We start from the raw sequence: 22,336 nt of genomic DNA, 5'->3' as shown, positions 1-22,336 counted from the left end.
ATGACTTTCACTACTAATCCGCGTCGTCTCGCCAAGACCCTGGCCCTGGCTGCCGGCATGAGCTTCGTATCCATGTCCGTCTTCGCCGGTGACGCCGCCCTCTACGGCCCCGTTGCGCCAAAGGGCTCCAGCTTCGTGCGCCTGTTCAACGCCAGCAACCAGGAAGTCAGCGCCAGCGTCGGCAACACCGCGCTGAGCGATGTGGCACCGCTGGCCAGCAGCGACTTCAGCTTCCTGCCGGGCGGCGACTACAGCGCCAAGGTCGGTAGCCAGAACGTCACGGTCAAGCTGGCCGCCGATCACTACTACACCCTGGTCAACAGCAGCACTGGCCAGCCGCAACTGATCGAAGAACCGCCGTTCAAGAACAAGCAGAAATCCCTGGTGCGCGTGCAAAACCTCAGCGACAAGGCCCTGACCCTCAAGACCGCCGACGGCAAGACCGACGTGGTCAAGGCCGTGGCCGCCAAGAGCCGTGGCGAGCGCGAGATCAACCCGGTGAAGGTCAGCCTGGCGCTGTACGACGGCGACAAGAAGGTTGGCGACGTGAAGCCGGTGGCCCTGGAACGTGGTGAGGCGGCGGTGCTGTATGTCACCGGCTCCGGCAGCAACCTGTCGCCAGTGTGGGTCAAGCGCCCCGTGTCGACCCGTTGATGATTTCCCTGAGTTGAGACGCCCCCTTGTGGGAGCTGGCTTGCCAGCGATGGCGGTCTTGAAGGCGCTATCGCAGGCAAGCCAGCTCCCACACTGTCCGCGTGTCGACTCAGGACCGAGACAAAAACAAGAGTGAAACGACAAACCTTCGTAGCTCTGACCCAAATCGATTCAAGGAGAAACACATGATCCCAGTAATCCTTTCCGGTGGTAGCGGCTCACGTCTTTGGCCGCTTTCCCGTAAACAGTTCCCTAAACAGTTCCTCGCCCTGACCGGCGAGCACACGCTGTTCCAGCAAACCCTGGAGCGCCTGGTGTTCGAAGGCATGGACGCACCGATCATCGTCTGCAACAAGGACCACCGCTTTATCGTCAATGAGCAACTGAGCACTCGCAAGCTCGACAGCCAGCGCATCCTGATGGAACCGTTCGGGCGCAACACCGCGCCGGCCGTGGCCCTGACCGCGATGATGCTGGTCAACGAAGGCCGTGACGAGCTGATGCTGGTCCTGCCTGCCGACCACGTACTGGACGATCAAAAAGCCCTGCAACGCGCCCTGGCCCTGGCCACCGTGGCCGCCGAGCGTGGCGAGATGGTGCTGTTCGGCGTGCCGGCCACCCGCCCGGAAACCGGCTACGGCTACATCAAGTCCACCAACGATTCACTGCTGCCCGAAGGCGTCAGCCGCGTGCAGCAGTTCGTCGAAAAACCCGATGAAAAACGCGCCGTCGAGTTCGTCAAGAGCGGCGGTTACTTCTGGAACAGCGGCATGTTCCTGTTTCGCGCCAGCCGCTTCCTCGAAGAGCTGAAAAAGCACGACCCGGACATCTACGACACCTGCGTGCTGACCCTGGAGCGCAGCGAACACACCGCCGACACCGTGACCTTCGACGAAGCCACCTTCGCCTGCTGCCCGGACAATTCCATCGACTACGCGGTGATGGAAAAAACCCAGCGCGCCTGCGTGGTGCCGCTGAGCGCCGGCTGGAGCGACGTGGGTTGCTGGGCTTCGCTGTGGGCGGTCAACGACAAGGACGCCAACGGCAACGTGACCAAGGGCGACGTGGTGATCCAGGACAGCAAGAACTGCATGATCCACGGCAACGGCAAGCTGGTATCGGTGATTGGCCTGGAAAACATCGTGGTGGTGGAAACCAAGGACGCGATGATGATTGCCCACAAGGACAAGGTCCAGGGCGTCAAGCAGATGGTCAACACCCTCAACGAACAGGGGCGCAGCGAGACCCAGAACCACTGCGAGGTGTACCGCCCGTGGGGCTCCTACGACTCGGTGGACATGGGCGGGCGTTTCCAGGTCAAGCACATCTCGGTCAAGCCCGGCGCGTGCCTGTCGCTACAGATGCACCACCACCGCGCCGAACACTGGATCGTGGTCAGCGGCACCGCCGAAGTGACCTGCGACGAAAACGTGTTCCTGCTCTGCGAGAACCAGTCCACCTACATCCCGATTGCCTCGGTGCATCGCTTGCGCAACCCGGGCAAGATCCCGTTGGAGATCATCGAAGTGCAATCGGGCAGTTACCTGGGCGAGGACGATATCGAGCGGTTTGAAGATATCTACGGGCGCTCGACCCCGATCGAGCGTGGCGTTTCGGTAAAAACCATCGCGCAGTAATACCGCAGAACAAAAAGCCCTCGCCCGGCCCATTGCGTCCCCTATCCGCAGTGGGTTGAGTGGGGGCTTTTTCTGAGTGCGGCATTGATCACCCTCCCAGGGTGGCAGCCTTCATTGGAAATAGTCCTTGAACGTGTTCGTCCCCAGATACAGGAAGTTCGACGGCGTCAGCTTGATTTCCTTGGGCATTTTAAGCTCAACAAACGGACTGCCTGCGGTGACCGGGCCTAGGTCCGTGGGCGCCTGCTCAGAGCTGAATATCACCATATAGTCGCCACTGCCCACGTAGCGTTCATTGCCTAGGAACAGCAGGTTCTCAACGTTTTCACTGTTGAATTGCTGGCCTGGAGGGTTAACGTACACCCCGCCCTTGGAACCAGCGCGCCGTTCACCACGCGCCAGATCGTTGATACTGTGCTCGCGGGCAATGGCTTCTGAACCTGCCTTGCTGGTGTAGTGAATGTAAACGGGCTTGCCGTTGTAGGTGCCCGAGTCGACGATCGATTGCCAATCCTGATGATTGACCAATGCTTGATTCGCCGCTGAGCTTGATGCCAGCGGGCCGGACCCGGCCGGGCGTTCTCGGGAAGCGTTGACACCCTTGGCTTGTTTGTTCCCCCCAAGCATCCTGCTCGAACGCCATTCGCCATTCGCCCCCGCTTCGACGGTCAGTACGGGTTTACCCGTCAAAGGGTCAACAATCTGGACGTAACCGTCACTGAGTTTGAAATCACTTTTGATCTCATACGTATTGGCAATACCTGACTGATCGGTGTAACGGATAAACCACCGATCGGCTCCCGCCTCGTCCTTGAATTGATAAATCCCTTTGCTATTGAGGGTGCTCCTGGCGAGCAATGCCTCGCCATCCGCGACGACATAGGCGCTCAGATTGCCCGCTTGTGACGGTCGCAACAGATTGGGCACATCGACACCCGCGTTGGCGAGTTCAAGGACTGCCGGCTCTTCAGTGGGCAGTGCAAAGGGGTCTTCGGCTGCCGAGCCGGTACCCACGGAAGAGAACAAGGTGTTGAGCATTGCGTCGAACGTCTTCGACGCCCCATCACGGCGCTCGGCCTGGGTGTCGCCCGACGCCTCCTTTTCGCTGCCCAGTACAATTTCCGTGAGGCCTGCGACCACGGCGGCAGCGGCGACCGGTGCGCCCAACGGCGCCAGTTTGAGCAGCAATTGTGCTCCGACCGAGATGTCGTTGAGCCAGGTGTCACGCGTGACTTGGCTGTTGGATTTGATCGCGGTGTCTGCATCGTTGTTCATGCGCTGCTGGCTCAGGTCCGCCATGTGGCTGAACACATCGCCCTTGATCGCGAAGTTGCCGCGGTCAATGACGCTGCCCTCCTGATCGCTGACACTTGCCGTACCGAGGTACTCCAACGTGGTATCCAGGCCATCTTTGGGACGGATATCAGGCACCAGGGAGCTCAGCGGTACTATTGCGTTGAGCAAGGTGCTGCCAAATCCCCCGGTATCGCTGTTCTGCCGATCAGCCAGGGAAAAGTGCGACTCCAGGGCGGTGCGCGACTGGGGCGTCCTGGCCTGCTCGCTGACCCACTGATCCATTTTTTCCAGCGAGGCGAACTTGAGAAAAGCCGGCTGGGCATCAGGGATATAGAGAATCTGCACGCCATCCAGCCGACCGTTGACATATTTTGGGGAGCCCTCCCCGGGCAGGGTAAAACGCACAATGTCACTGGATTGAAAACCATTGATATCGAAGGTATGGACCTGGACGTCGCCACTTACCGGGGATTTCGCCTGCAGTTTGTCGACGGTCAGGGGCTGGTCTTCAGCCAATGCCTCACCGGTAACAGCCTTCATCAGCCGTAGATAGTCGCTGTGGGTGAACTCATGCTCGGCCGGCTGCAGCGCCCGCTCAGCCGGTAGCCTGGCCTCCTGGGCCTTGAGTTGCTCGCCGGCCTTATAGATGAATATGCCTTTCTGAACGGTGCGGTAGTCGTCGGCGTGGTCTTTCCAGAAGCTGTGGATTTTTTCGGACATGCTCGTCTGGAAATCGGACTTCCACAGGGCCTTCATGAAGTCCGAAGGCTTCAGGGGGATTTGGTTATGAGCACCGTAGCCGGCTTTTTGGCTTTGCCCGGGGCCGTCTTTATACAAACCTGCTTCCGAGTCCAGAGTGCCGGGAATCCCGTCGTGCTCGGAAAAGTTCTTCAATACCGCGTCGGTCAACGTGATGGATGAAGTGGGCTCTTCCTTCAAGTGTTCCCAACCGGTAACGGTGGCCGCAGATTGTGATGCGTCAAACCGATTCAAATAGGTCTTGTCGGCGTCCACATGGGTTCCGGTCAACTGGAACACAATAGCTTGCGCCAGCTTTTTGGCTTCTTGGCGCACATCGGGAAATGCCACCGCGGTATCCAGCGCAATGGACTTGAACTTGGCTTTCTCCAGATTGGCCCTGGCCACCTGCTCGGTAATGACTGCGTAGGCATTGGAGATGGCTGTGGGCTCTAGGGACGATACGGTCTGCCTGAGTTGGGTGAGCTCTTCGCGGTTTTGCGGAACGCTCCAGCCATTGGCGGTGATGTATTGCGCAAGGCTGATGTGTAGGGTCGGGCCTGAGTGTGGCGCATCCGGCGCCAGGTGGATCTTGGCCGTCTGCAAGGCTGGAAAAATCCGCTCATTGGATATACGGCCCGTGGTAATGCCTTGCTCCAGGCCGGCCAGTGTCAGGATCAGCGAATTACGGTGGTCCAGGTCACTGCTGCCAGAGGGTGATTGGGTATTGGATACAGGTTTTGTCGGACTGCTCTCTTGGGCAGCATCGACGAGGTGGTAAGTGGGAAGAGAAAAGTTTCGTATGGGAAAGCTCATGGGGTGTGTGCTCCGCACGTCTATAGAAGACCGCAGATCAACGGTTGTCGCTCTGTGGCTGTATATATTTAAGTGAGGCGAACGCCGCCCATGATTCCAGCGCCAAGGTATCGGGGCGTGTCCGTGTGCGGGCAACCGCAACCCGATAGGCAACCGCCTGCTGTCAACGGTACGATGGTTCACCTATCCGCGAGGCTGCCCCCATGTTCTTCGGTGTTCTACTGATCATCACCTGGCTGATCCTGCTGCTGCGCTACCCGGCCAGGGCGTTGCCGGTATCCCTCGCCGCCGCTGTGGGCCTGGGCTGTGTGGCGATGTGGGTGGTCTGGCTGGACAATCGCGAAGCCGCGCAACTGGCGCGCCTGGAGCTGCGCATCAGCTACGCCCCCGAGCAGTGCCCCGCCGACCGCCCCTTGCAGCTCAAGCTGAACAACGGCAACGACGTCCCCCTGACCGAACTGCGCTGGCGCGTCGGCGCCTATGCGCCGGGTGATACGGTGAACCTGGCCGATAACGTCTATGCTGCCCCGCGCTATCGCGGCCCCGGCGAGCTGCAGGCCGGCGCCACCTGGGAAGATTGCCTGCCGGTGCCGCCACTGCGCCCCGGCTACCGCCCGCAAACCCTGGAGTTTCGCGCCGAACACCTGCAAGGCAGCTTCTCCGACTAACAACCGCACAGGATTGATCCATGCCCAACGTGCTTATCACCGGTTGCTCCAGCGGCATTGGCCGGGCCCTGGCCGATACCTTCAAAACCGCCGGCTACAACGTATGGGCCAGCGCCCGCCGCCCCGAAGACGTCGCCGCACTCACAACTGCCGGCTTGCAGGCCGTGCAACTGGACGTCAACGATGGCGCGGCCCTGGCGCAACTGGCTGGACAGGTAGGCGAGCTGGATGTGTTGATCAACAACGCCGGCTACGGCGCCATGGGCCCGCTGCTCGACGGTGGCACCGAGGCCATGCAGCGCCAGTTCGAGACCAACGTGTTCGCCATCGTCGGCGTGACCCAGGCGCTGTTCCCCGCCCTGCGCGCACGCAAAGGGCTGGTGGTGAATATCGGCAGTGTGTCCGGGGTGCTGGTCACGCCATTTGCCGGCGCCTACTGCGCTTCCAAGGCCGCCGTGCATGCCTTGAGCGACGCGTTGCGCATGGAGCTCGCACCGTTTGGCGTGCGGGTCATGGAAGTGCAGCCGGGGGCGATCAACACCCACTTTGCCAAGAACGCCGGCACCCAGGCCGAATTGCTGATCAATGAACAATCGCCATGGTGGCCACTGCGCGAAAACATCCGCGCCCGCTCCCAGGCCTCCCAGGACAAACCGACCCCGGCCAGCGTGCTTGCAGCGGATGTGCTCAAGGCCGTGCAACAGGGTCAACCACCACGCCTGCTGCGCTCGGGCAATGGCAGCCGGGCGTTGCCCTTGATGGCGGCGCTGCTGCCCAAAGGGTTGTTGGAGAAGGTGTTGAAGAAGCGGTTCGGGCTCAGTGGAGCGCTTTGATCATTGTGGCGAGCGGGCTTGCCCTCTGCACAGGGGCTTCGCTATTTCATGAAATCAATAAACGCCCGCACCTTCAGCGGTAAATGCCGCGTGTCCGGATACAGCGCATACACCCCCTGGGGCGCGAAGCGATGATCCGGCAACAGGCGTACCAGCCGCCCCGCGTCCAGATCCGCCTGCACCAGCCACTGCGGCAGGACCGCCACGCCATGGCCGCGCACGGCAAATGCCTGCAGCACGGCAGCACTGTCAACCACCAGCGCACTGGGGCCCGAGCGATATTGATGCTCGCCACCTGCCGGGTCGGTCACGCTCAACTCGGTCAAGCGGCCATGCCCCAGCTTGGGCAGTTGTTCTAGTTCATCCAGCGTTTGGGCGGTACCCAAACCAGGCGCCGCGACGGCAAATACCTGGTAAGTGGATAACTGCACCGCACGATGATTGGAGTCCACCAGGCGCCCCAGCCGGATCGCCACGTCAAACCTTTCGGAGATCAGGTCGGCATGGGTCGAGGATGTGGATAAGTGGATGTTGAGGTCCGGGTGCAGGCGGCGAAAACCTTCCACTGCGGGCGCGACCACCGCCAGCGCATATTCAACAGTCGTGGTGATGCGCAACGTGCCCTTGAGCTGGGCGTGTTCAGAGCGTGCTTCTTCCACCGCCAGCCGTGCTTCTTCGAGCATGCGTGTACAACGCAGGTAGAAACGCTCACCGGCATCGGTGAGCGCCAGTTGGCGGGTACTGCGGGTGAGCAGGGTGACGCCCAGTTCGGCTTCCAAACGTTTGAGATTGAAGCTGACCACCGCGCGGGTCTGGCCCAGTAGATCGGCGGCGGCCGTCAGCGAGCCGGCCTCGACCACGGCCTTGAAAGTGTCGAATCGGTCCAGGCTAACCATGGCCACCGCGCCCTTTGTCAAAATATTTTTGACAAACTAACAGGCAAACCCGTGTATCCCAAGCTCTGCGACCGGCCTACCCTGCCAGCCTCAAACGCTGGATCACCCCTATGACCTACCGCTCGAAAGTCGCCTGGATCTTTTTACTGGGGTTCGCCCTGGACCTGGTGAACATGTTTGTCGCCACCGTCGCCTACCCGGATATCGCCCACGAACTGCAGGCCTCGGTCACGCAATTGGCGTGGATCAGCAACGCGTACCTGCTCGGCCTGACCCTGATTATCCCGCTGAGCGTCTGGCTCGCCGCAGTGCTGGGCGAGCGGCGGTTGATCGCCGCGAGCCTGGGGCTGTTTGGCATGGCATCGGTGCTGGTGGGCCAGGCCGAATCGATCCAGGCCTTGATCGGCTGGCGGCTGTTGCAAGGCTTGGGGGGCGGATTGCTGATACCGGTGGGCCAGGCCTTGGCGTACCGACACTTTGCCCCTGGGCAGCGTCACCAACTGACGGCCCGAGTGATGTCGGTGGCGCTGCTGGTGCCGGCGCTCTCCCCGGCGCTGGGCGGCTTGCTGGTGGACACGGTGTCGTGGCGCTGGATTTTCTACGCCAACCTGCCATTGGCCCTCCTGACCCTGCTGCTGGCACTGCTGTGGATAAAACCCGATGTGCCCGCCACCACGCGACCAGCCCTGGCATTGGGGAGTCTGTTCAACCAGATCCGCCACCCGATGCTGCGAGTGGCGATGCTGGTGTATCTGTTCATCCCCGGCGTATTTATCGGCACCAGCCTGATCGCCATCCTCTACCTGCGAGACCTTGGATACGACGCGACACGCACCGGGGCCTTGATGCTGCCGTGGGCCCTGGCTTCGGCCCTGGCCATCTACCTGAGCAAGCAGTGGTTCAGCCGGTGCGGGCCCAAGCCATTGCTGCTGGCCGGCATGGCCTTGCAATGCGCCGGCATCCTGCTGCTCAATGCGGCCCAACCCGCCCTGCTGGTGGGCGCCTATGCCCTGATGGGCCTGGGTGGCAGCCTGTGCAGCAGCACCGCGCAGACCCTGGCCTTTCTGGATATTCCTGCCGAACGCATGGGCCACGCCAGCGCGCTGTGGAATATCAATCGGCAAGTGAGCTTTTGCCTGGGTGCAGCGGCACTCAGCGCCGTGCTATCGGCCTCGGATTCCTTCACCATGACCTTCTTGATTGCGGCAGCCCTGACACTGCTGCCGCTCTTGGCAGTGCCAAGCCTGGATACCTCCAGGGTTCACGCACTGCTTCACCCAGCCAGCGAGCCTCAATGATGATTGATTACAGCGACTTTTTTGAAGAAGTGATCCAGACCCACATCGAGATCGAGCAATGGTTTGCCGGCACAGCCCCCGAAGGCACCCTGCAGAACCTGCTGGCGCGCTTCTCCCCCGAGTTCAGCATGATCGCCCCCGCCACCGGCGCACGGGTCAATACCGCGGGGGTCAAGGCCCTGTTCACGCGCCTGGGTGGTATGCGGCCCGACTTGAAAATCACCCTCAGTGAACTGGCGGGCATCGACCGCCATGCACGCGGGGCCACGGTGACCTACCGCGAACACCAGATCGATGCCAGCGGCACGCAAACGGACCGCCGCGCCACCGTGGTGTTCGAGAAACAGGCCAGTGGCGCGCTGCTGTGGCGGCACCTGCACGAGACCTATATCCAGGGCCAATAACCCTCCCCTGTAGGAGCCGGCTTGCCGGCGATAACGGTGTGTCAGTCAACTGGTGGATGGCTGACAGGCCGCTATCGCCGGCAAGCCAACGCCTACAAGTTTAGTGTTGTGCCTGGTTGACGATCACCGTGCAGGTGATCCCCGCCGCCAACAACACACCCTGCGGCACTTCATCAATATGAATGCGCACCGGCACTCGCTGGGCCAGGCGTACCCAGTTGAAGGTCGGGTTCACGTCGGCGATCAGCTCGCGGCTCTCGGGGTTGTCGCGATCGTAGATGCCACGGGAGATGCTCTCTACATGGCCCTTGAGGGTCTCGCCGCTCATCAGTTGCATGTCGGCTTTATCACCGACCTTCACATGGGGCAGCTTGGTTTCTTCGAAGAAGCCGTAGACCCAGAACGAGTTCATATCGACTACGGCCATCTTGGCTTCGCCAATGCGCGCGTAGTCGCCGCGATGCACGTTGAGGTTGGTGACATAGCCATCTACGGCCGCCAGCACTTGCGTGCGTTTCAAATTCAGCTCTGCCGCTTCCAGTTGCGCCAGGGCATGTTGGTAGTCGGCCAGGGCCGAGTCGGCGATGTTGCTGGCGTCGTCGCGGTTCTCTTTGGAGATCACCAGGGCGTCGAGGTCGGCGCGGCGGTGGGCGTTGACCTTGCGCATCTCCCAGGTGGCTTTGCGTGAGGCGACCAAAGATTGCGCCTGCTTGACCGCGATGCGGTAGTGCTCGGGGTCGATCTGCATCAGTAGGTCGCCCTTTTTCACCAACTGGTTGTCACGCACCGGCACGTCCACCACTTCGCCGGTGACATCCGCGGCCACGTTGATGATATCGGCGCGCACCCGGCCATCGCGGGTCCATGGGGTCTGCATGTAATGGACCCATAGGGTACGGCCAATCCAGATCGCCAGGGCCAACACCAGCAGGGTTGCGAGCAAGCTGAAAAACTTTTTCATCGGGGCATTCTCAACGGTAGACGGTCAGCGCCATGGCGCCGAAAAGACAGGTGAACAGGCTCAGGCGCAGCAGCGCCGGGTGCCAGAAAAAACGGTACAGGTCAAAGCCCGCCAGGAACCGATCCAGGGCCCAGGCCAGTCCCGCGGCGATGAAGAACATCAGGGTCATGGTCGGCATGTAGATGCCGTGGAACGCGATTTCACGAGGCATGGGCGACTCCGGAAGGCTTGAAGGCAGCCAGGGGCGATTGCGGGTCCAGCAGGGAGGTGCGGATAAAGTGCAGGTAGCTTTTCACCCGGCGCAGGGCCGAGGTATCGAAGTGGGGGGCGAAGGGTTCGTCGGTGGCCTGCACGCGGCTGATGGCGTGATCGACCGCCACCAGCGCGCGCTCCAGGTTGCTCTGGCTCGGTTGCAAAAACAGCCGCACCAGCGAGCGCCCCATCACCCGGATTGCCTGGCGCCAGGGCTGGGATTGGGCATAGGCCGGGTGCACCGGCAGGATCTCCTGTTCCTTGCGCAATTCGATGATCGCGTGGCCGACCTCCAGCACCACGAACATCCAGCGCAACAGGTTGCGTTGCACCAGGGGCTGGCCGGCGGCCAGGCCGTAGGCCTGGTGCAGCAGGTCGCGGGTGCGGCTTTCAAAACCCGAGGCCAGGCCCTTGAGCTTGCCGCTGATGGCATATACCACTTGCTCGCGCAGGTCGCGCTCCAGGCGGCGCCACAGCCACGGGCTGTTGGGCGGCAGGATGATCGCCCCGGCCGCTGCACACACCAGCATGCCGATGATCATGGCGATGTAGTCGTTGATAAAGGTGTAGGGGTTGTAGATCGTCAGGTTATCCGGCACCGAACCGGTGCTGAAGAAAATCAACAAGCCAAGGCCAACCCCGGCGTATTGCGGGCGCGACGAGAGGAACGCGCCGAGCACAATTACCGGGGCGAGCATCACGCAGAGCAAGGGAAAGCCGTCGATCCAGGGAAACACGAAGAACATTTCGACAAACCCCACCAGCGCGCCGATCAAGGTCCCACAGGCCATCTGGAAGGCCATGCGCTTGGGGTTTGGTGTGGCGGCCGACAGGCCCACGGTGGCCGCGGCAATCAAGGTCATGGTCGCGCCGCTGGGCCAGGCCGTGGCCACCCAGTAACTGCCCAGTACCAGCAGAATGAATGACGCGCGAATCCCCGAGGCAGCGCAGGCCAGCCAGTTGGTTTTCGGGGTGTAGGGCTCGTCCCAATGCTCGCGTTCGTGGCTGTGCTCGGCCAGGGAGGCGTGGGTCTGCGCGTAGTTGTGCAGGTCATCGACAAAGCGGTACAGCAGCTCATAAGCGGTGTGGAAATCCAACTGCTCGGCATCGCTGGGGCTGCTCTCCTGGAACATCGCCCGCAGGCTGCGGACCTTGGCCGGCAGGCTCTCCTTGTAGGCCGTCAGTTGGCTCACCAGGCGCGCAGCATCGGGGCTGGTCAAGGCGCGCCCGCTGAAGCCATCGAGCAACTCGGCCAGGTCCTGCAGGCCGGGCTTGATCGCGGCCACCACATGGTCGGCGGCATCGCTGCGCAGGCGTTCAAGCAACTGGTGCAGGGCGTTGAACCGGGTGGTGATGCCCATGAATTCGCTGTTCAAGCGACTGAGCCGGCCATTGCGCCGACGCATATGCGGGTCTTCGAATACGGTGACGCTACGCAGCCCTTCCAGGCCCACGGCTTCGGCGATAAAGCGCACGTTGCTGCTTTCAAAACCTTCACGCTGGCTGCGCCCGCGCAGGCCATCGGTGACAAACAACGCAAAGGTGCCGAAGCGCTGGTACAAGGCGTTGCGCATCGCCGCGCTGCTGGTTTGCGGCAGGATCGCGGCACTGACCAGGGTCGCACACAAAATCCCCAGGGAGATTTCCAGCACCCGCCAGACCGCCGCCATAAAGGCGCCGTCGGGGTGGGCGAGCGCCGGCAGGCCGACCATCGCCGCCGTATACCCGGCCAGTACAAAACCATAGGCGCGAAAGTTACGGTTGCGGGTCGCGCCAGCCGTACACACGCCAACCCAGATCGCCAGCGCGCCCAGGAACAGCTCGGTGTTTTGCGCAAACAGGGCAATCAGCAACACCATCACCGCCGACCCCGCCAAGGTGCCGAGGAAGCGGTAGAAGCTCTTGGCAAACACCTGGCCGCTTTGCGGTTGCATCACGATAAACACGGTGATCATCGCGGTACGCGGTTGCGGCAGTTCCAGGCGCATGGCCAGCCACAGGGTGAGGAACGCGGCGATCAGTACTTTGAAGATATACACCCAGGTCACGCCGTCACTGCGCGCCCAGTCGAAAAAGCCACGGCGCCATTCCAGGGAATGCAGCCAACGCAGCGGTGCAGGCAAGGGAGTCATGGGCAACCTGATCAGTGATCGAACACGGCCAAGGCCGCCGGGGTCTTGCTCGGGAGTGTCTTATCGGGTGCCGGCCCATCGTTGCCCGCGCCAAGGCCGCCGCCCAGGGCGGTCACCAGTTCGGCATGGGAGCTCAAGCGCGCGGCCTGGACCTGTTGCTCGACCTGTTGCTGGCGAAACAGCAGGGTCTGGGCATTGAGCACATTGAGGTAATCGGTCAGCCCGCGCTGGTAGGCGATCATGGCGATGTCATAGGTTTTCTGCGCCGAGGCCACCGACTCGACGGCGAAGGTTTGCTGCTTGGCCATGGATTCACGGCGGATCAGTTGGTCGCTGATGCCCTTGAGCGCATTGACCAGGGTCTGGTTGTAGCGGGCCACGGCAATATCGTAGCCGGCGCTGGCCGCGCCCAATTGCGCGCGCAGTCGGCCACCGTCGAAGATCGGCAGGGTGATCGCCGGGCCGACGCTGTAGTTGAGCTTCTTGCCGGCGAGAAACTCCAGCATGCCGCCGCCGGTGGCGACGTAGCCGAGGCTGCCCACCAGGTCGACATTGGGATAGAAGCCGGCGTGGGCCACGTCGATGCCCCGGGCCTGGGCCGCGACTTGCCAGCGGCTGGCAACCACGTCCGGGCGCTGGCCGAGCAATTGCGCGGGCAGTGCCGAGGGCAATTTCAATGGTGCGCCGAGAGCCAGGGTTGGCCGCTGCAATCTCGCACCCTCCCCCGGGCCCTTGCCGGCCAGGGCGGCCAGTTGGTTGCGGGTCAGGGCGATTTCTTCGTCGAGGGCGTCCAGTTGCCGATGGGTTTCGGGCAACGGCGTCTGGGCCTGGCTGACTTCAAAGTGCGTGCCGATCCCACCCTCCAGGCGCTTTTGCGCCAGGTCGAGGATCTGCTGTTGCTGGGCCAGGGTCGCGGCGACGATATCGCGCTGGGCGTAATGCAGCGACAGCTGGATATAGGCGCGCACCACGTTGTTCTGCAGCTCCAACTGGGCCTGGCGCGCCTGGGCGACACTCCGATGCGCCAGGTCGAGGGCGCGCTCGCTAGCATTGCGCTCGCGGCCCCACAGGTCGAGGGCGTAGCTCAGGCCCAGGGCAGCGTTGTTGTCCCAGGTGGTGGAATTGTCCAGTTTACCGGGGCCGTAGAACTGATCGCTGGGCCAGTTGTGGCGCTTGAGGGTGGCGTCGCCGTTGATCTGCACGGCCTCGGCCGACTCGGCCAGCCCGGCCATGGCCCGCGCTTCACGCACCCGGGCGGCGGCTTCGGCGATGCTTGGGCTGCCTTGTACGGCAAGATCGATCCAACGGTCGAGTTGCGGGTCGCCATAGGCCTGCCACCACTGGCTGGTCGGCCAGTGGGCATCCCGGGCGGCGCTCTGGATCGCGTCGTCGGTGGCCAGGGTATTGGCGGCGAGGTGCTTGCCTTGGGGGGCAATCCCTCCGGTTCCGATGCAGCCGCTGATTGCTAACGATAAAGCCCAAACACTGAGAGTCTTCAGCTCTCTGCTGATGCGACGCGGCACTGCTGCGAATTCCTGAGGTGGTGGTGCGGGGACGGTGCGGCAATTCTAGGGGGCGCGGGGAATGGCGATAAGGTGGGATTCCTGTGAATCTTTGTTACCGTTCAGGCGATAATCCATTGGTAGGGATCACTGGTAGTCGTAACTTTCTGTCACAATTTGTCATCTCCCTTGAGAGCACCCCATGGACACTTTGCAAAACATGCGCGCCTTCAGTTGTGTCGCCGAGGCCGGCAGCTTCACCGCCGCCGCCGTACAACTGGACACCACCACGGCCAACGTCTCGCGCGCGGTCTCCAATCTGGAGGCCCATCTGCAAACCCGCTTGCTCAACCGCACCACCCGCCGCATCGCCCTGACCGAGGCCGGCAAGCGCTATTTATTACGCTGCGAGCAAATCCTCGCCTATGTCGAGGAAGCCGAGGCCGAGGCCAGCGACGCCCACGCGCGCCCCGCCGGGCAGCTCAAAGTGCATACCATGACCGGCATCGGCCAGCATTTCGTGATCGATGCGATTGCCCGCTATCGCCGCACCCACCCCGACGTGACCTTCGACCTGACCCTGGCCAACCGCGTGCCAGACCTGCTGGACGAGGGTTATGACGTGTCCATCGTGCTCGCCAGCGAGCTGCCGGACTCGGGGTTTGTCTCCCAGCGCCTGGGGATCACCTACAGCATCGTCTGTGCCTCGCCGGCCTACGTTAAAGCCAATGGTTGCGCGCAGCGGCCCAGTGACCTGCTCAACCATGCCTGCCTGCGCCTGGTCAGCCCGGTGATCCAGTTGGACAAATGGGCCTTCAACGGCCCGGACGGCCAGGAAAGCGTGAGCATCAACAGCTCGCCGTTCCTGGTGAACTCCGCCGATGCGATGAAGACCGCGATCATCAGCGGCATGGGCGTCGGCCTGCTGCCGGTGTACGCGGCCATCGAAGGCCTGCGCAACGGCACCCTGGTGCGGATGATGCCGACGTATCGCTCCCAGGAGCTGAACCTGTACGCCATCTACCCGTCGCGCCAGTACCTGGATGCGAAGATCAAGACCTGGGTGGAGTACCTGCGCGGCTCGCTGCCGGAGATCCTCGCGGCGCACCAGGCGGAACTCGCGGCGTATGAGTTGAGCGGCAGTTTGGGTGGGGTGCGGTTGGGTAGCTGATTTAGAAAACGGACTCCCAACTATTGGAGATCCCCTGTGGGAGCGGGCTTGTCGGGTCGCCGCATCGCCGCGATAGCGGTATATCAGTGCCAGATGTAGTGCCTGACACACCGCTATCGCGGCGATGCGGCGACCCGACAAGCCCGCTCCCACATTGGTGATGCGGTGTCCTGACAAGTGTGGGCAGGAATGTTAGCGTGCTTGGCATTCTTCCCCGTCGATGAGCCTCACTTGCGATGAAAAAGACTGTCCTCGCCTTCAGCCGTGTCACCCCCCAGATGATCGAACGCCTGCAACAGGACTTCGAGGTCATCGTCCCCAACCCCAAGCAGGGCGATATCAACGCGCAGTTCAATGAAGCCCTGCCCCACGCCCACGGCCTGATCGGCGTCGGCCGCAAGCTGGGCCGGGCGCAGCTCGAAGGGGCGAACAAGCTGCAAGTGGTGTCCAGCGTCTCTGTGGGTTACGACAACTACGACGTGGACTACTTCAACGAACGCGGGATCATGCTCACCAACACCCCCGATGTGTTGACCGAAAGCACCGCCGACCTGGCCTTTGCCCTGCTGATGAGCAGCGCCCGCCGTGTGGCCGAGCTGGACGCCTGGACCAAGGCCGGGCAGTGGAAAGCCAGCGTCGGCGCGCCGTTGTTTGGCTGTGATGTACACGGCAAGACCCTGGGTATCGTCGGCATGGGCAATATCGGCGCAGCCATCGCCCGCCGTGGGCGCCTGGGCTTCAATATGCCGATTATCTACAGCGGCAACAGTCGCAAGACCGCGCTGGAACAAGAGCTGGGCGCGCAGTTGCGCAGCCTGGACCAGTTGCTGGCCGAGGCAGATTTCGTGTGCCTGGTGGTGCCGTTGAGTGAAAAGACCAAGCACCTGATCAGCCATCGCGAATTGGCCCTGATGAAACCCAGTGCAATCTTGGTGAACATCTCCCGTGGCCCGGTGGTAGACGAACCCGCGCTGATCGAAGCCCTGCAAACCCAGCGCATTCGCGGCGCCGGGCTGGATGTGTATGAGCGCGAGCCCCTGGCCGAGTCGCCGCTGTTCCAACTGAGCAATGCGGTGACCTTGCCGCATATCGGTTCGGCCACCCATGAAACCCGTGAAGCCATGGCCAACCGTGCCCTGGACAACCTGCGCAGCGCACTGCTGGGCCAGCGCCCGCAGGACCTGGTGAACCCGCAGGTGTGGAAAGGCTGATCGGCATTGTAGGAGCCGGCCAGCCAGCCCCTACAGTTTTTGGCGCGAACGTCGATAACCCGCTATAGATTGTTATCGCTGATCCACAGAAGGTTTTTATGTCCACCACCAAAGCCCGCGCAGATTCACTCTCGCTTCTGCTCTTTACCTTGCGCAGCGGCAAGCTGATGGCCATCAACCTGCTGAAAGTCAGCGAAATCATTCCCTGCCCGCCGCTGACCAAGCTGCCGGAGTCCCACCCGCACGTCAAAGGCATCGCCACCCTGCGTGGCGCGGCCTTGTCGGTGATCGACCTCAGCCGCGCGCTGGGCGAGATGCCCCTGCAAGACCCCGACGGCGGTTGCCTGATTGTCACCGATGTCAGCCGTTCCAAGCAGGGCCTGCATGTGCAGGCGGTGAGCCGGATCGTGCATTGCCTGACCACCGATATCCGCCCGCCGCCCTTTGGCTCTGGCGGCACGCGCTCGTTTATCACCGGCGTGACCCAGGTCGACGGGGTGCTGGTGCAGGTGCTGGACATCGAAAAAGTCATCCACGCCATCGCCCCCGCGCAGATCGAAGTGGCGCCGACTGACCTGACCATGGAAGAAGCCGAAGTGCTCGGCCATGCACGCATCCTGGTGGTGGACGACAGCCAGGTGGCCCTGCAGCAATCGGTGCACACCCTGCGCAACCTCGGCCTGACCTGCCACACCGCACGTAGCGCCAAAGAGGCCATCGACGTGCTGCTGGAACTGCAAGGCAGCGCCGGGCAGATCAATGTGGTGGTGTCTGACATCGAAATGTCGGAAATGGACGGCTACGCCCTCACCCGCACCCTGCGCGAAACCCCGGACTTCCAGGACCTCTACGTGCTGTTGCACACCTCCCTGGACAGCGCGATGAACAGCGAAAAAGCCCGCCTGGCGGGTGCCGACTCGGTACTGACGAAGTTTTCGTCGCCCGAGCTGACCAAATGCCTGGTGGTTGCGGCCCAGACCGTGGCGCAAAAAGGCCTGTAAATAGTGACAGCGTATTACCAACTGCTACGCCGCGACCTCACCGGCAGCCTGCCTGCACCGCAGTGGCCAGCCGACACCCGCCTGGATCATTACCGCCCTGCACTGGCCCCGGCGATCCATGCGGTATTGCGCATGACCCAGGAACAGGGCGGCGGCCGCGTGGCCAACCTGGAGGCCTGGCAGCAGCAATTTCTCAGCGACGCAGAGTTCGACCCCACGCTATGCCTGGTCGCAAGTAACGCCGAGGGCATTCTTGGCGTGGCCCAATGCTGGACCAGTGCCTTTATCCATCACCTCAGCGTCCACCCCTGCGCCCAGGGCCAGGGGCTGGGTCGCGCCTTGTTGCTGCACAGCTTCCAGGTGTTCAAGCAGCGCGGCGAACCCTATGTGGACCTCAAGGTGCTGGAGAGCAATCTGCGCGCACGCCAGTTGTATGAAAGTGCCGGCATGGTGTTTGTGCTGCGCGACGTGGTCAGCGACGACTGATCGGCACTGGCGCATAACTTGCTTCCAGAGTCTCTGAACGGCGGATAGAGGTAAAAACCCGTCACCGTTCAAGAGAGCCCTCTGACCTGGCCTGGTAGCAGATCCTCCATGAATACCCATTTTTCCTGCGTTGGTTGCGGTAAATGCTGCACCGACCATCATGTACCCCTGACCCTCGACGAAGCCCGCCAGTGGGCGGCGGACGGCGGCAATGTCATCGTGCTGGTGGAAGGTTTCCTGGGCAATGGCCTGGGCCTGCCTGTGCAACAACGCGAGCATGCCGAACGGCGTTCGGTGGTGGTGCCCAGCGGCAATACCCAAGCGTTCGTGGCGATCACCTTTGCCGCTTACAACGCCGGGCGCTGCCGGAATCTTGACGAAGACAACCGCTGCGGCATCTATGAACGGCGGCCGCTGGTCTGTCGTATCTACCCGATGGAGATCAATCCGCATATCCCGCTGAACCCGGCCGCCAAGGATTGCCCGCCGCAATCCTGGGAACAGGGCCCGGCGCTGATCGTCGGCGGCGAGCTGATGGACCGGGAACTGGCCGAGCTGATCCACCGCTCACGCCAGGCCGACCGTGACGATGTACAGACCAAGGAGGCGGTGTGCGCCCTGCTGGGGATTCGCACCACGGCGCTCAAGGGCGATGGTTTTACCGCGTACCTGCCGGACATGGGCGCCTTTGCCCAGGCCATAGCGCTGGCGGTGGAGCAACCGACCATGGCCAATGAGTGGGTGTTTCATGTGTCCGGGATGGACATTGCCGAACAGTTGCTGGATGCCGGGGCGCAGATCGCCACCGAAGTGCCGGCCAACTATGCGTTTATCTCGCTGCGCGCTGCCTGAACCTTTTGGGAGCCGGCTTGCCGGCGATGGCGTGCGCGAAATCGCCATTGCCGGCAAGCCGGTTGCGAAGATTAGCGGCGTTTGCCCCAGAACTCTTCAGCCAGCCGCCGCAGGTCCTCCGCCAGGGCCGCTACGTCGCCCGAGCTGAGCTGGCTCTGCTGGCCGGCGCTGACGGTGGCCTCGCCGGCATCGCGAATGCCGACAATATTGCGATTGATGTCCTCGCTCACCGCGCTCTGTTCCTCCACCGCCGTGGCAATCTGCACGCTCATAGCGGTGATCTGGTTGACCCGCTGGCTGATGCCATCCAGGGCCGACGCCGCGCGCTGGGCATGCTCGACGCTGACTTCGACGTGCTGGCTGCTTTGCTCCATCGCCATCACCGCATCGCGGGCGCCGCCCTGCAGGGTGCTGATCATGCGCTGGATTTCATTGGTCGATTGCTGGGTGCGCTGGGCCAGGCCGCGGACTTCATCTGCCACCACCGCAAAGCCACGGCCCTGCTCGCCCGCCCGCGCCGCCTCGATGGCCGCGTTGAGGGCCAGCAGGTTGGTCTGCTCGGCAATCGCCCGGATCACCTCCAGTACGCTGGAGATATCCCCGCTGTGGCTTTCCAATTGATGGATCACACTGGTGGCCCTGGCCAGCTCCTGGGACAGGCGCAGCACCGCATCACGGCTTTCGTCCACCCGCTGATGGCCTTCGCGGGTCTCGCTGCCGGCCTGGTCGGCCGCTTTCGAGGCTTGCTGGGCATGGTTGGCGACTTGCGCCACGCTGGCCGCCATCTCCTGGATCGCGGTGGCCACCTGGTCGGTCTGGGTCTGCTGGCCCAGGGTGCTGGCGTGACTGCTGTCCAGTTGCTGGACCAGAGCGGCGGCGTGCCCGGATAAACGCTGCGATGCATCGCCAATCCGGCCGACCACCGCGCCCACCTGGGCTTCGAGCATCTGCATGGCAAATTCGATTTGCCCCAGCTCATCGGCACGCCCGGTGTAGATCGCCTGGCTGACGGGGTTATCGGCAATCTGCCGTGCCCGCTCGCTCAATTGCCTCAAGGGGCGCAACAACAGGTTGATACCCAATACCCCCGCTGCGCCCACCGCAGCCAGGCCCAGCACCTGCAAGGCCCACGAGTAGCTCGCCAACCCGGCCCCCACTCCCCAGGTCAGGGCGCAGGTTGCACCGGTGACCAGCGACAACTTCATGGGCATCTCCAGCACTGGCCGCAAGCGCCGACTACCCGCGCGCAGGCGGGCGTAAGCGCGCTCCGCCGCCATCACCCGCCGCGCATCGGGCTTGGTGCGTACCGACTGGTATTCCACCGCGACACCGTCGCGCGTGACCGGCGAGGCATAGGCGCTGACCCAATAGTGATCGCCGTTCTTGCAGCGATTTTTCACCATGCCCATCCACGAGCGGCCGCTTTTGAGGGTCTGCCACATATGGGCAAAGGCCGCCGACGGCATGTCCGGGTGACGCAGCAGGTTATGTGGCGCGCCCAGCAATTCCTCGCGGTTGTAGCCGCTGACGTCGATAAAGTCCTGGTTGGCGTAGGTAATCGAACTGCCTAAGTCAGTGGTCGAGAGGATGTTGGCGTCTGGGGCAATGTCCACACTTCGACCCGTGACCGGGAGATTGATCTTCATGGAAAGCGCGCTCGGGGGTTATTGAGGGAGTCGGCAGGGGCACCGACTCTAAGCGCACCGGTTGAGCAAATACTGATCCAGCTCATGTTCCACGCATTTAGTTGGGCACCGCTGCATCCGGCTCGCGGTACTCCTCGATCAGGGCCACGCACTCCAGCGCCACCCGCGCGCTGCGCGGTAAGCGGCGCACCGCCAGTACGCTGCGGGCGGGCAACCGGCTACGGTCGAAGTAGCCCAGGTACACCTCGTTGACCAGGGCCAGGTCATCCAGGTCGGCCAGCATCAAGGTGCACTTGACCACCCGGTCCAACGACGAATGATGACGCTCCAACAGGTCGTGCAGGGTCTTCATCACCTGCTTCATCTGCGCGCCAGTGCCACCCTTCACCGGGTTGCCGCGAACATCCAGCCCCGCAATATTGGAAATGTACAGCGTGTTGCCAACCCGTACTGCCTCGGAAAAAGGCAGCGCAATTTCAGTGGGGTAAAAGTGTGGTCCGTCGCCGTCCGGCGCCGCTGCCGTCTCGGGCTCCTCCTGCAGATAGCGCTGGAGAATGCGCTGGTGCTCGCCGCTCTGCTTGAGCTGCTCCAGCGCCCGGTTGAGGTCACCGCGCAATTGCGGGTCGGACTTGCGCACACCGATGGCCACGGCGGTACCCATCTGTTGGCCGGTGACCGGCCGGCCGACAAAATCAAATGGCTGCCCCTGCTCGGTGTCGAGCAGCTCCTGGCGGATTTCGGCGGTGCCTTGCAGCGTCGCGTCGATATCACCGGCCACCAGGCTGCGGATTAACTGGTCGTTGAGCCAGTAGCTCTTGATGATCACGCCCGCCGGCGCCCATTGCGCCAGGGCAAAGGCTTCGCGATTGCTGCCGGTAAGTACTCCCACGCGCTTGCCCTTGAGGGCACGCACCGTGGGCAGCAGGCCGGAATACTTGCGGGCTACCAGGTGTGTGGTGAGGGGGTACAGGTCGTCGGTAAAGTCGATCAACTGCCGGCGCTGGGGGGTTGAAGCCATGCCCATGATTGCATCGAAACGCCGGCTTTCCAGGGCGTCGATGCTAAGGGTGAAAATCTGGTCGACCCAGGTGCAACGGGCGTCGAGCTGGGCGCACAGGGCATTGCCCAACTCGATGTTCAGGCCTACCAACTGGCCTTGGGCATCGCGGCTTTCATAGGGGGGAAACAGTGGGGAGATTGCGAAGCGGATTTCGCTGCGCGCTGCAGCAGCTGTCGCTGCGCCTATAAACAAACCACCCGACAGCAGCGACCCAACGGATAAAACGAAGATCTTTGCCAAAGCCATGAAGAAGTCCCTTTCTTGAAAGACCCGCTCCCTCAACCGGTACTTCTGCCAACCAGACGCGGCGAAGGGGAATCGAGAAAGCTTTCAAGAAAAGGTCATGGGCCGACAAGGCGAAAAGTCAGCAAGAGCTGTAGGCAGTCAGCGTTTGCCCATCGAACGACGGGTGCCCGGCGGCGCCATGCCGGGGGTCTTGGTGTGGCCGTTCTTCGCGCCGTTTTTGTACCACGGCTGATTGCTGTCTTTCGCCCCGGCCAGTTCACCCGGTTTGAAAGGGAACTTGAAGGCCGGGATCACCGGTTTGGCTTCACTGTCGAGGCAGTCTGGATCAGCGAGTTCGGCGCTTTCAACAGGCGGTTGTGTCGGGGAATTCATGGAAGCTCCGGGGCGTGCAAAAAATGACGCGGGCCCGACTTGCGGGCCACACTGGCGCGCAGTATACCTGCGCGCCCTGGATCTTTAACCACCGCCTGTACGAATGGTCGACCTTTGCTGACAGCGCTGTCAGTTAACGGTCACTTTGCTGACCGGGTTTGCAGGCTATAAAGAACCTCCACTCTTCCCATTCTCTGTCCGGAC

19 protein-coding genes and 2 pseudogenes are annotated in these 22,336 nt (G+C 62.5%); 11 read left to right on the top strand and 10 right to left on the bottom strand.

The genetic code is table 11. The features are described 5' to 3' along the window. Positions 1–654: an alginate O-acetyltransferase AlgF gene (locus AC19YY_RS01220; RefSeq protein WP_172312081.1), complete on the top strand. Its 654-nt coding sequence runs from the start codon at positions 1–3 to the stop codon at positions 652–654. Between the two features lie 185 nt (positions 655–839). Then, a complete protein-coding gene (locus AC19YY_RS01215; RefSeq protein ID WP_169954554.1) occupies positions 840–2,291 on the top strand; it encodes a mannose-1-phosphate guanylyltransferase/mannose-6-phosphate isomerase in 1,452 nt (483 codons plus the stop codon). Positions 2,292–2,402: 111 nt separating this feature from the next. Here the strand turns inward: AC19YY_RS01215 and AC19YY_RS01210 are convergent, their stop codons facing one another. Further along, entirely contained in the window at positions 2,403–5,141 is a 2,739-nt protein-coding gene (locus AC19YY_RS01210; protein WP_500603776.1) for a dermonecrotic toxin domain-containing protein, read from the bottom strand. Positions 5,142–5,344: 203 nt separating this feature from the next. Here AC19YY_RS01210 and AC19YY_RS01205 point away from each other — a divergent pair, with 203 nt between their 5' ends. Together AC19YY_RS01205 and AC19YY_RS01200 are read left to right on the top strand one after the other, a co-directional pair. Next, complete coding sequence (locus tag AC19YY_RS01205; protein WP_169954556.1) at positions 5,345–5,809, top strand: multidrug transporter; 465 nt, start codon at positions 5,345–5,347, stop codon at positions 5,807–5,809. 20 nt (positions 5,810–5,829) lie between these two features. Beyond that, a complete protein-coding gene (locus tag AC19YY_RS01200; protein ID WP_172312087.1) occupies positions 5,830–6,642 on the top strand; it encodes an SDR family oxidoreductase in 813 nt (270 codons plus the stop codon). A 41-nt stretch (positions 6,643–6,683) separates the two neighbouring features. Here AC19YY_RS01200 and AC19YY_RS01195 read toward each other — a convergent pair whose 3' ends face one another. After that, positions 6,684–7,538 carry a LysR family transcriptional regulator gene (locus tag AC19YY_RS01195; protein ID WP_170056765.1) on the bottom strand — a complete coding sequence of 285 codons (855 nt, stop codon included), beginning with the start codon at positions 7,536–7,538 and terminating at the stop codon, positions 6,684–6,686. A gap of 110 nt (positions 7,539–7,648) precedes the next feature. On the opposite strand from AC19YY_RS01195, the gene AC19YY_RS01190 reads away from it, so the two are divergent. Both AC19YY_RS01190 and AC19YY_RS01185 read left to right on the top strand, forming a co-directional pair. Then, positions 7,649–8,836 (top strand): MFS transporter, encoded by a 1,188-nt coding sequence (locus AC19YY_RS01190; protein ID WP_500603775.1) that lies wholly within the window; start codon positions 7,649–7,651, stop codon positions 8,834–8,836. Further along, entirely contained in the window at positions 8,836–9,240 is a 405-nt protein-coding gene (locus AC19YY_RS01185; protein ID WP_500603938.1) for a DUF4440 domain-containing protein, read from the top strand. Before AC19YY_RS01190 ends, AC19YY_RS01185 begins: the two co-directional genes overlap by 1 nt. 100 nt (positions 9,241–9,340) lie before the next feature. On the opposite strand, the gene AC19YY_RS01180 is transcribed toward AC19YY_RS01185, so the two are convergent. The 4 genes from AC19YY_RS01180 to AC19YY_RS01165 are packed head-to-tail and all read right to left on the bottom strand — an operon-like array spanning position 9,341 to position 14,108. Further along, positions 9,341–10,201 (bottom strand): efflux RND transporter periplasmic adaptor subunit, encoded by an 861-nt coding sequence (locus tag AC19YY_RS01180; protein ID WP_170041768.1) that lies wholly within the window; start codon positions 10,199–10,201, stop codon positions 9,341–9,343. A 10-nt stretch (positions 10,202–10,211) separates the two neighbouring features. Beyond that, the gene (locus AC19YY_RS01175) at positions 10,212–10,412 is read right to left on the bottom strand and encodes a DUF1656 domain-containing protein (RefSeq protein ID WP_029297878.1); all 201 of its coding nucleotides are present in this window, start codon (positions 10,410–10,412) and stop codon (positions 10,212–10,214) included. Beyond that, on the bottom strand, positions 10,402–12,585 hold the full coding sequence (locus AC19YY_RS01170; RefSeq protein ID WP_492633695.1) for an FUSC family protein: 2,184 nt from the start codon (positions 12,583–12,585) through the stop codon (positions 10,402–10,404). The genes AC19YY_RS01175 and AC19YY_RS01170 overlap by 11 nt, the downstream gene beginning before the upstream one ends. Positions 12,586–12,596: 11 nt before the next feature. Continuing rightward, the gene (locus AC19YY_RS01165; protein ID WP_500603774.1) at positions 12,597–14,108 is read right to left on the bottom strand and encodes an efflux transporter outer membrane subunit; all 1,512 of its coding nucleotides are present in this window, start codon (positions 14,106–14,108) and stop codon (positions 12,597–12,599) included. Between the two features lie 181 nt (positions 14,109–14,289). On the opposite strand from AC19YY_RS01165, the gene AC19YY_RS01160 reads away from it, so the two are divergent. From AC19YY_RS01160 to AC19YY_RS01140, 5 genes are all read left to right on the top strand, one after another. Then, on the top strand, positions 14,290–15,258 hold the full coding sequence (locus AC19YY_RS01160; RefSeq protein ID WP_169954563.1) for a LysR family transcriptional regulator: 969 nt from the start codon (positions 14,290–14,292) through the stop codon (positions 15,256–15,258). Positions 15,259–15,494: 236 nt separating this feature from the next. Further along, positions 15,495–16,469 (top strand): 2-hydroxyacid dehydrogenase, encoded by a 975-nt coding sequence (locus tag AC19YY_RS01155; RefSeq protein WP_169956325.1) that lies wholly within the window; start codon positions 15,495–15,497, stop codon positions 16,467–16,469. Between the two features lie 98 nt (positions 16,470–16,567). Next, positions 16,568–17,470, top strand: coding sequence for a chemotaxis protein CheV (locus AC19YY_RS01150; protein ID WP_057438202.1), 903 nt, complete (start codon positions 16,568–16,570; stop codon positions 17,468–17,470). Between the two features lie 3 nt (positions 17,471–17,473). After that, entirely contained in the window at positions 17,474–17,956 is a 483-nt protein-coding gene (locus tag AC19YY_RS01145) for a GNAT family N-acetyltransferase (RefSeq protein WP_500603773.1), read from the top strand. Positions 17,957–18,064: 108 nt separating this feature from the next. Next, a complete protein-coding gene (locus AC19YY_RS01140; RefSeq protein WP_169956329.1) occupies positions 18,065–18,808 on the top strand; it encodes a YkgJ family cysteine cluster protein in 744 nt (247 codons plus the stop codon). 71 nt (positions 18,809–18,879) lie between these two features. Here AC19YY_RS01140 and AC19YY_RS01135 read toward each other — a convergent pair. From AC19YY_RS01135 to AC19YY_RS01120, 4 genes and pseudogenes are all read right to left on the bottom strand, one after another. After that, positions 18,880–19,872: pseudogene (locus AC19YY_RS01135) on the bottom strand (methyl-accepting chemotaxis protein); the annotation flags it as partial. A gap of 300 nt (positions 19,873–20,172) precedes the next feature. After that, positions 20,173–20,454, bottom strand: a pseudogene (locus AC19YY_RS01130) (PAS domain-containing protein); the annotation flags it as partial. 97 nt (positions 20,455–20,551) lie between these two features. Continuing rightward, positions 20,552–21,760, bottom strand: coding sequence for a transporter substrate-binding domain-containing protein (locus AC19YY_RS01125; protein ID WP_500603772.1), 1,209 nt, complete (start codon positions 21,758–21,760; stop codon positions 20,552–20,554). A gap of 138 nt (positions 21,761–21,898) precedes the next feature. Further along, a complete protein-coding gene (locus AC19YY_RS01120; RefSeq protein WP_432754606.1) occupies positions 21,899–22,132 on the bottom strand; it encodes a hypothetical protein in 234 nt (77 codons plus the stop codon). Positions 22,133–22,336 lie beyond the last annotated feature (204 nt).

Source organism: Pseudomonas sp. MF09156 (genome assembly GCF_059862305.1).
Note: the sequence above shows the minus strand (reverse complement) of the source record. Positions and strands in the feature narration are given on the sequence as shown.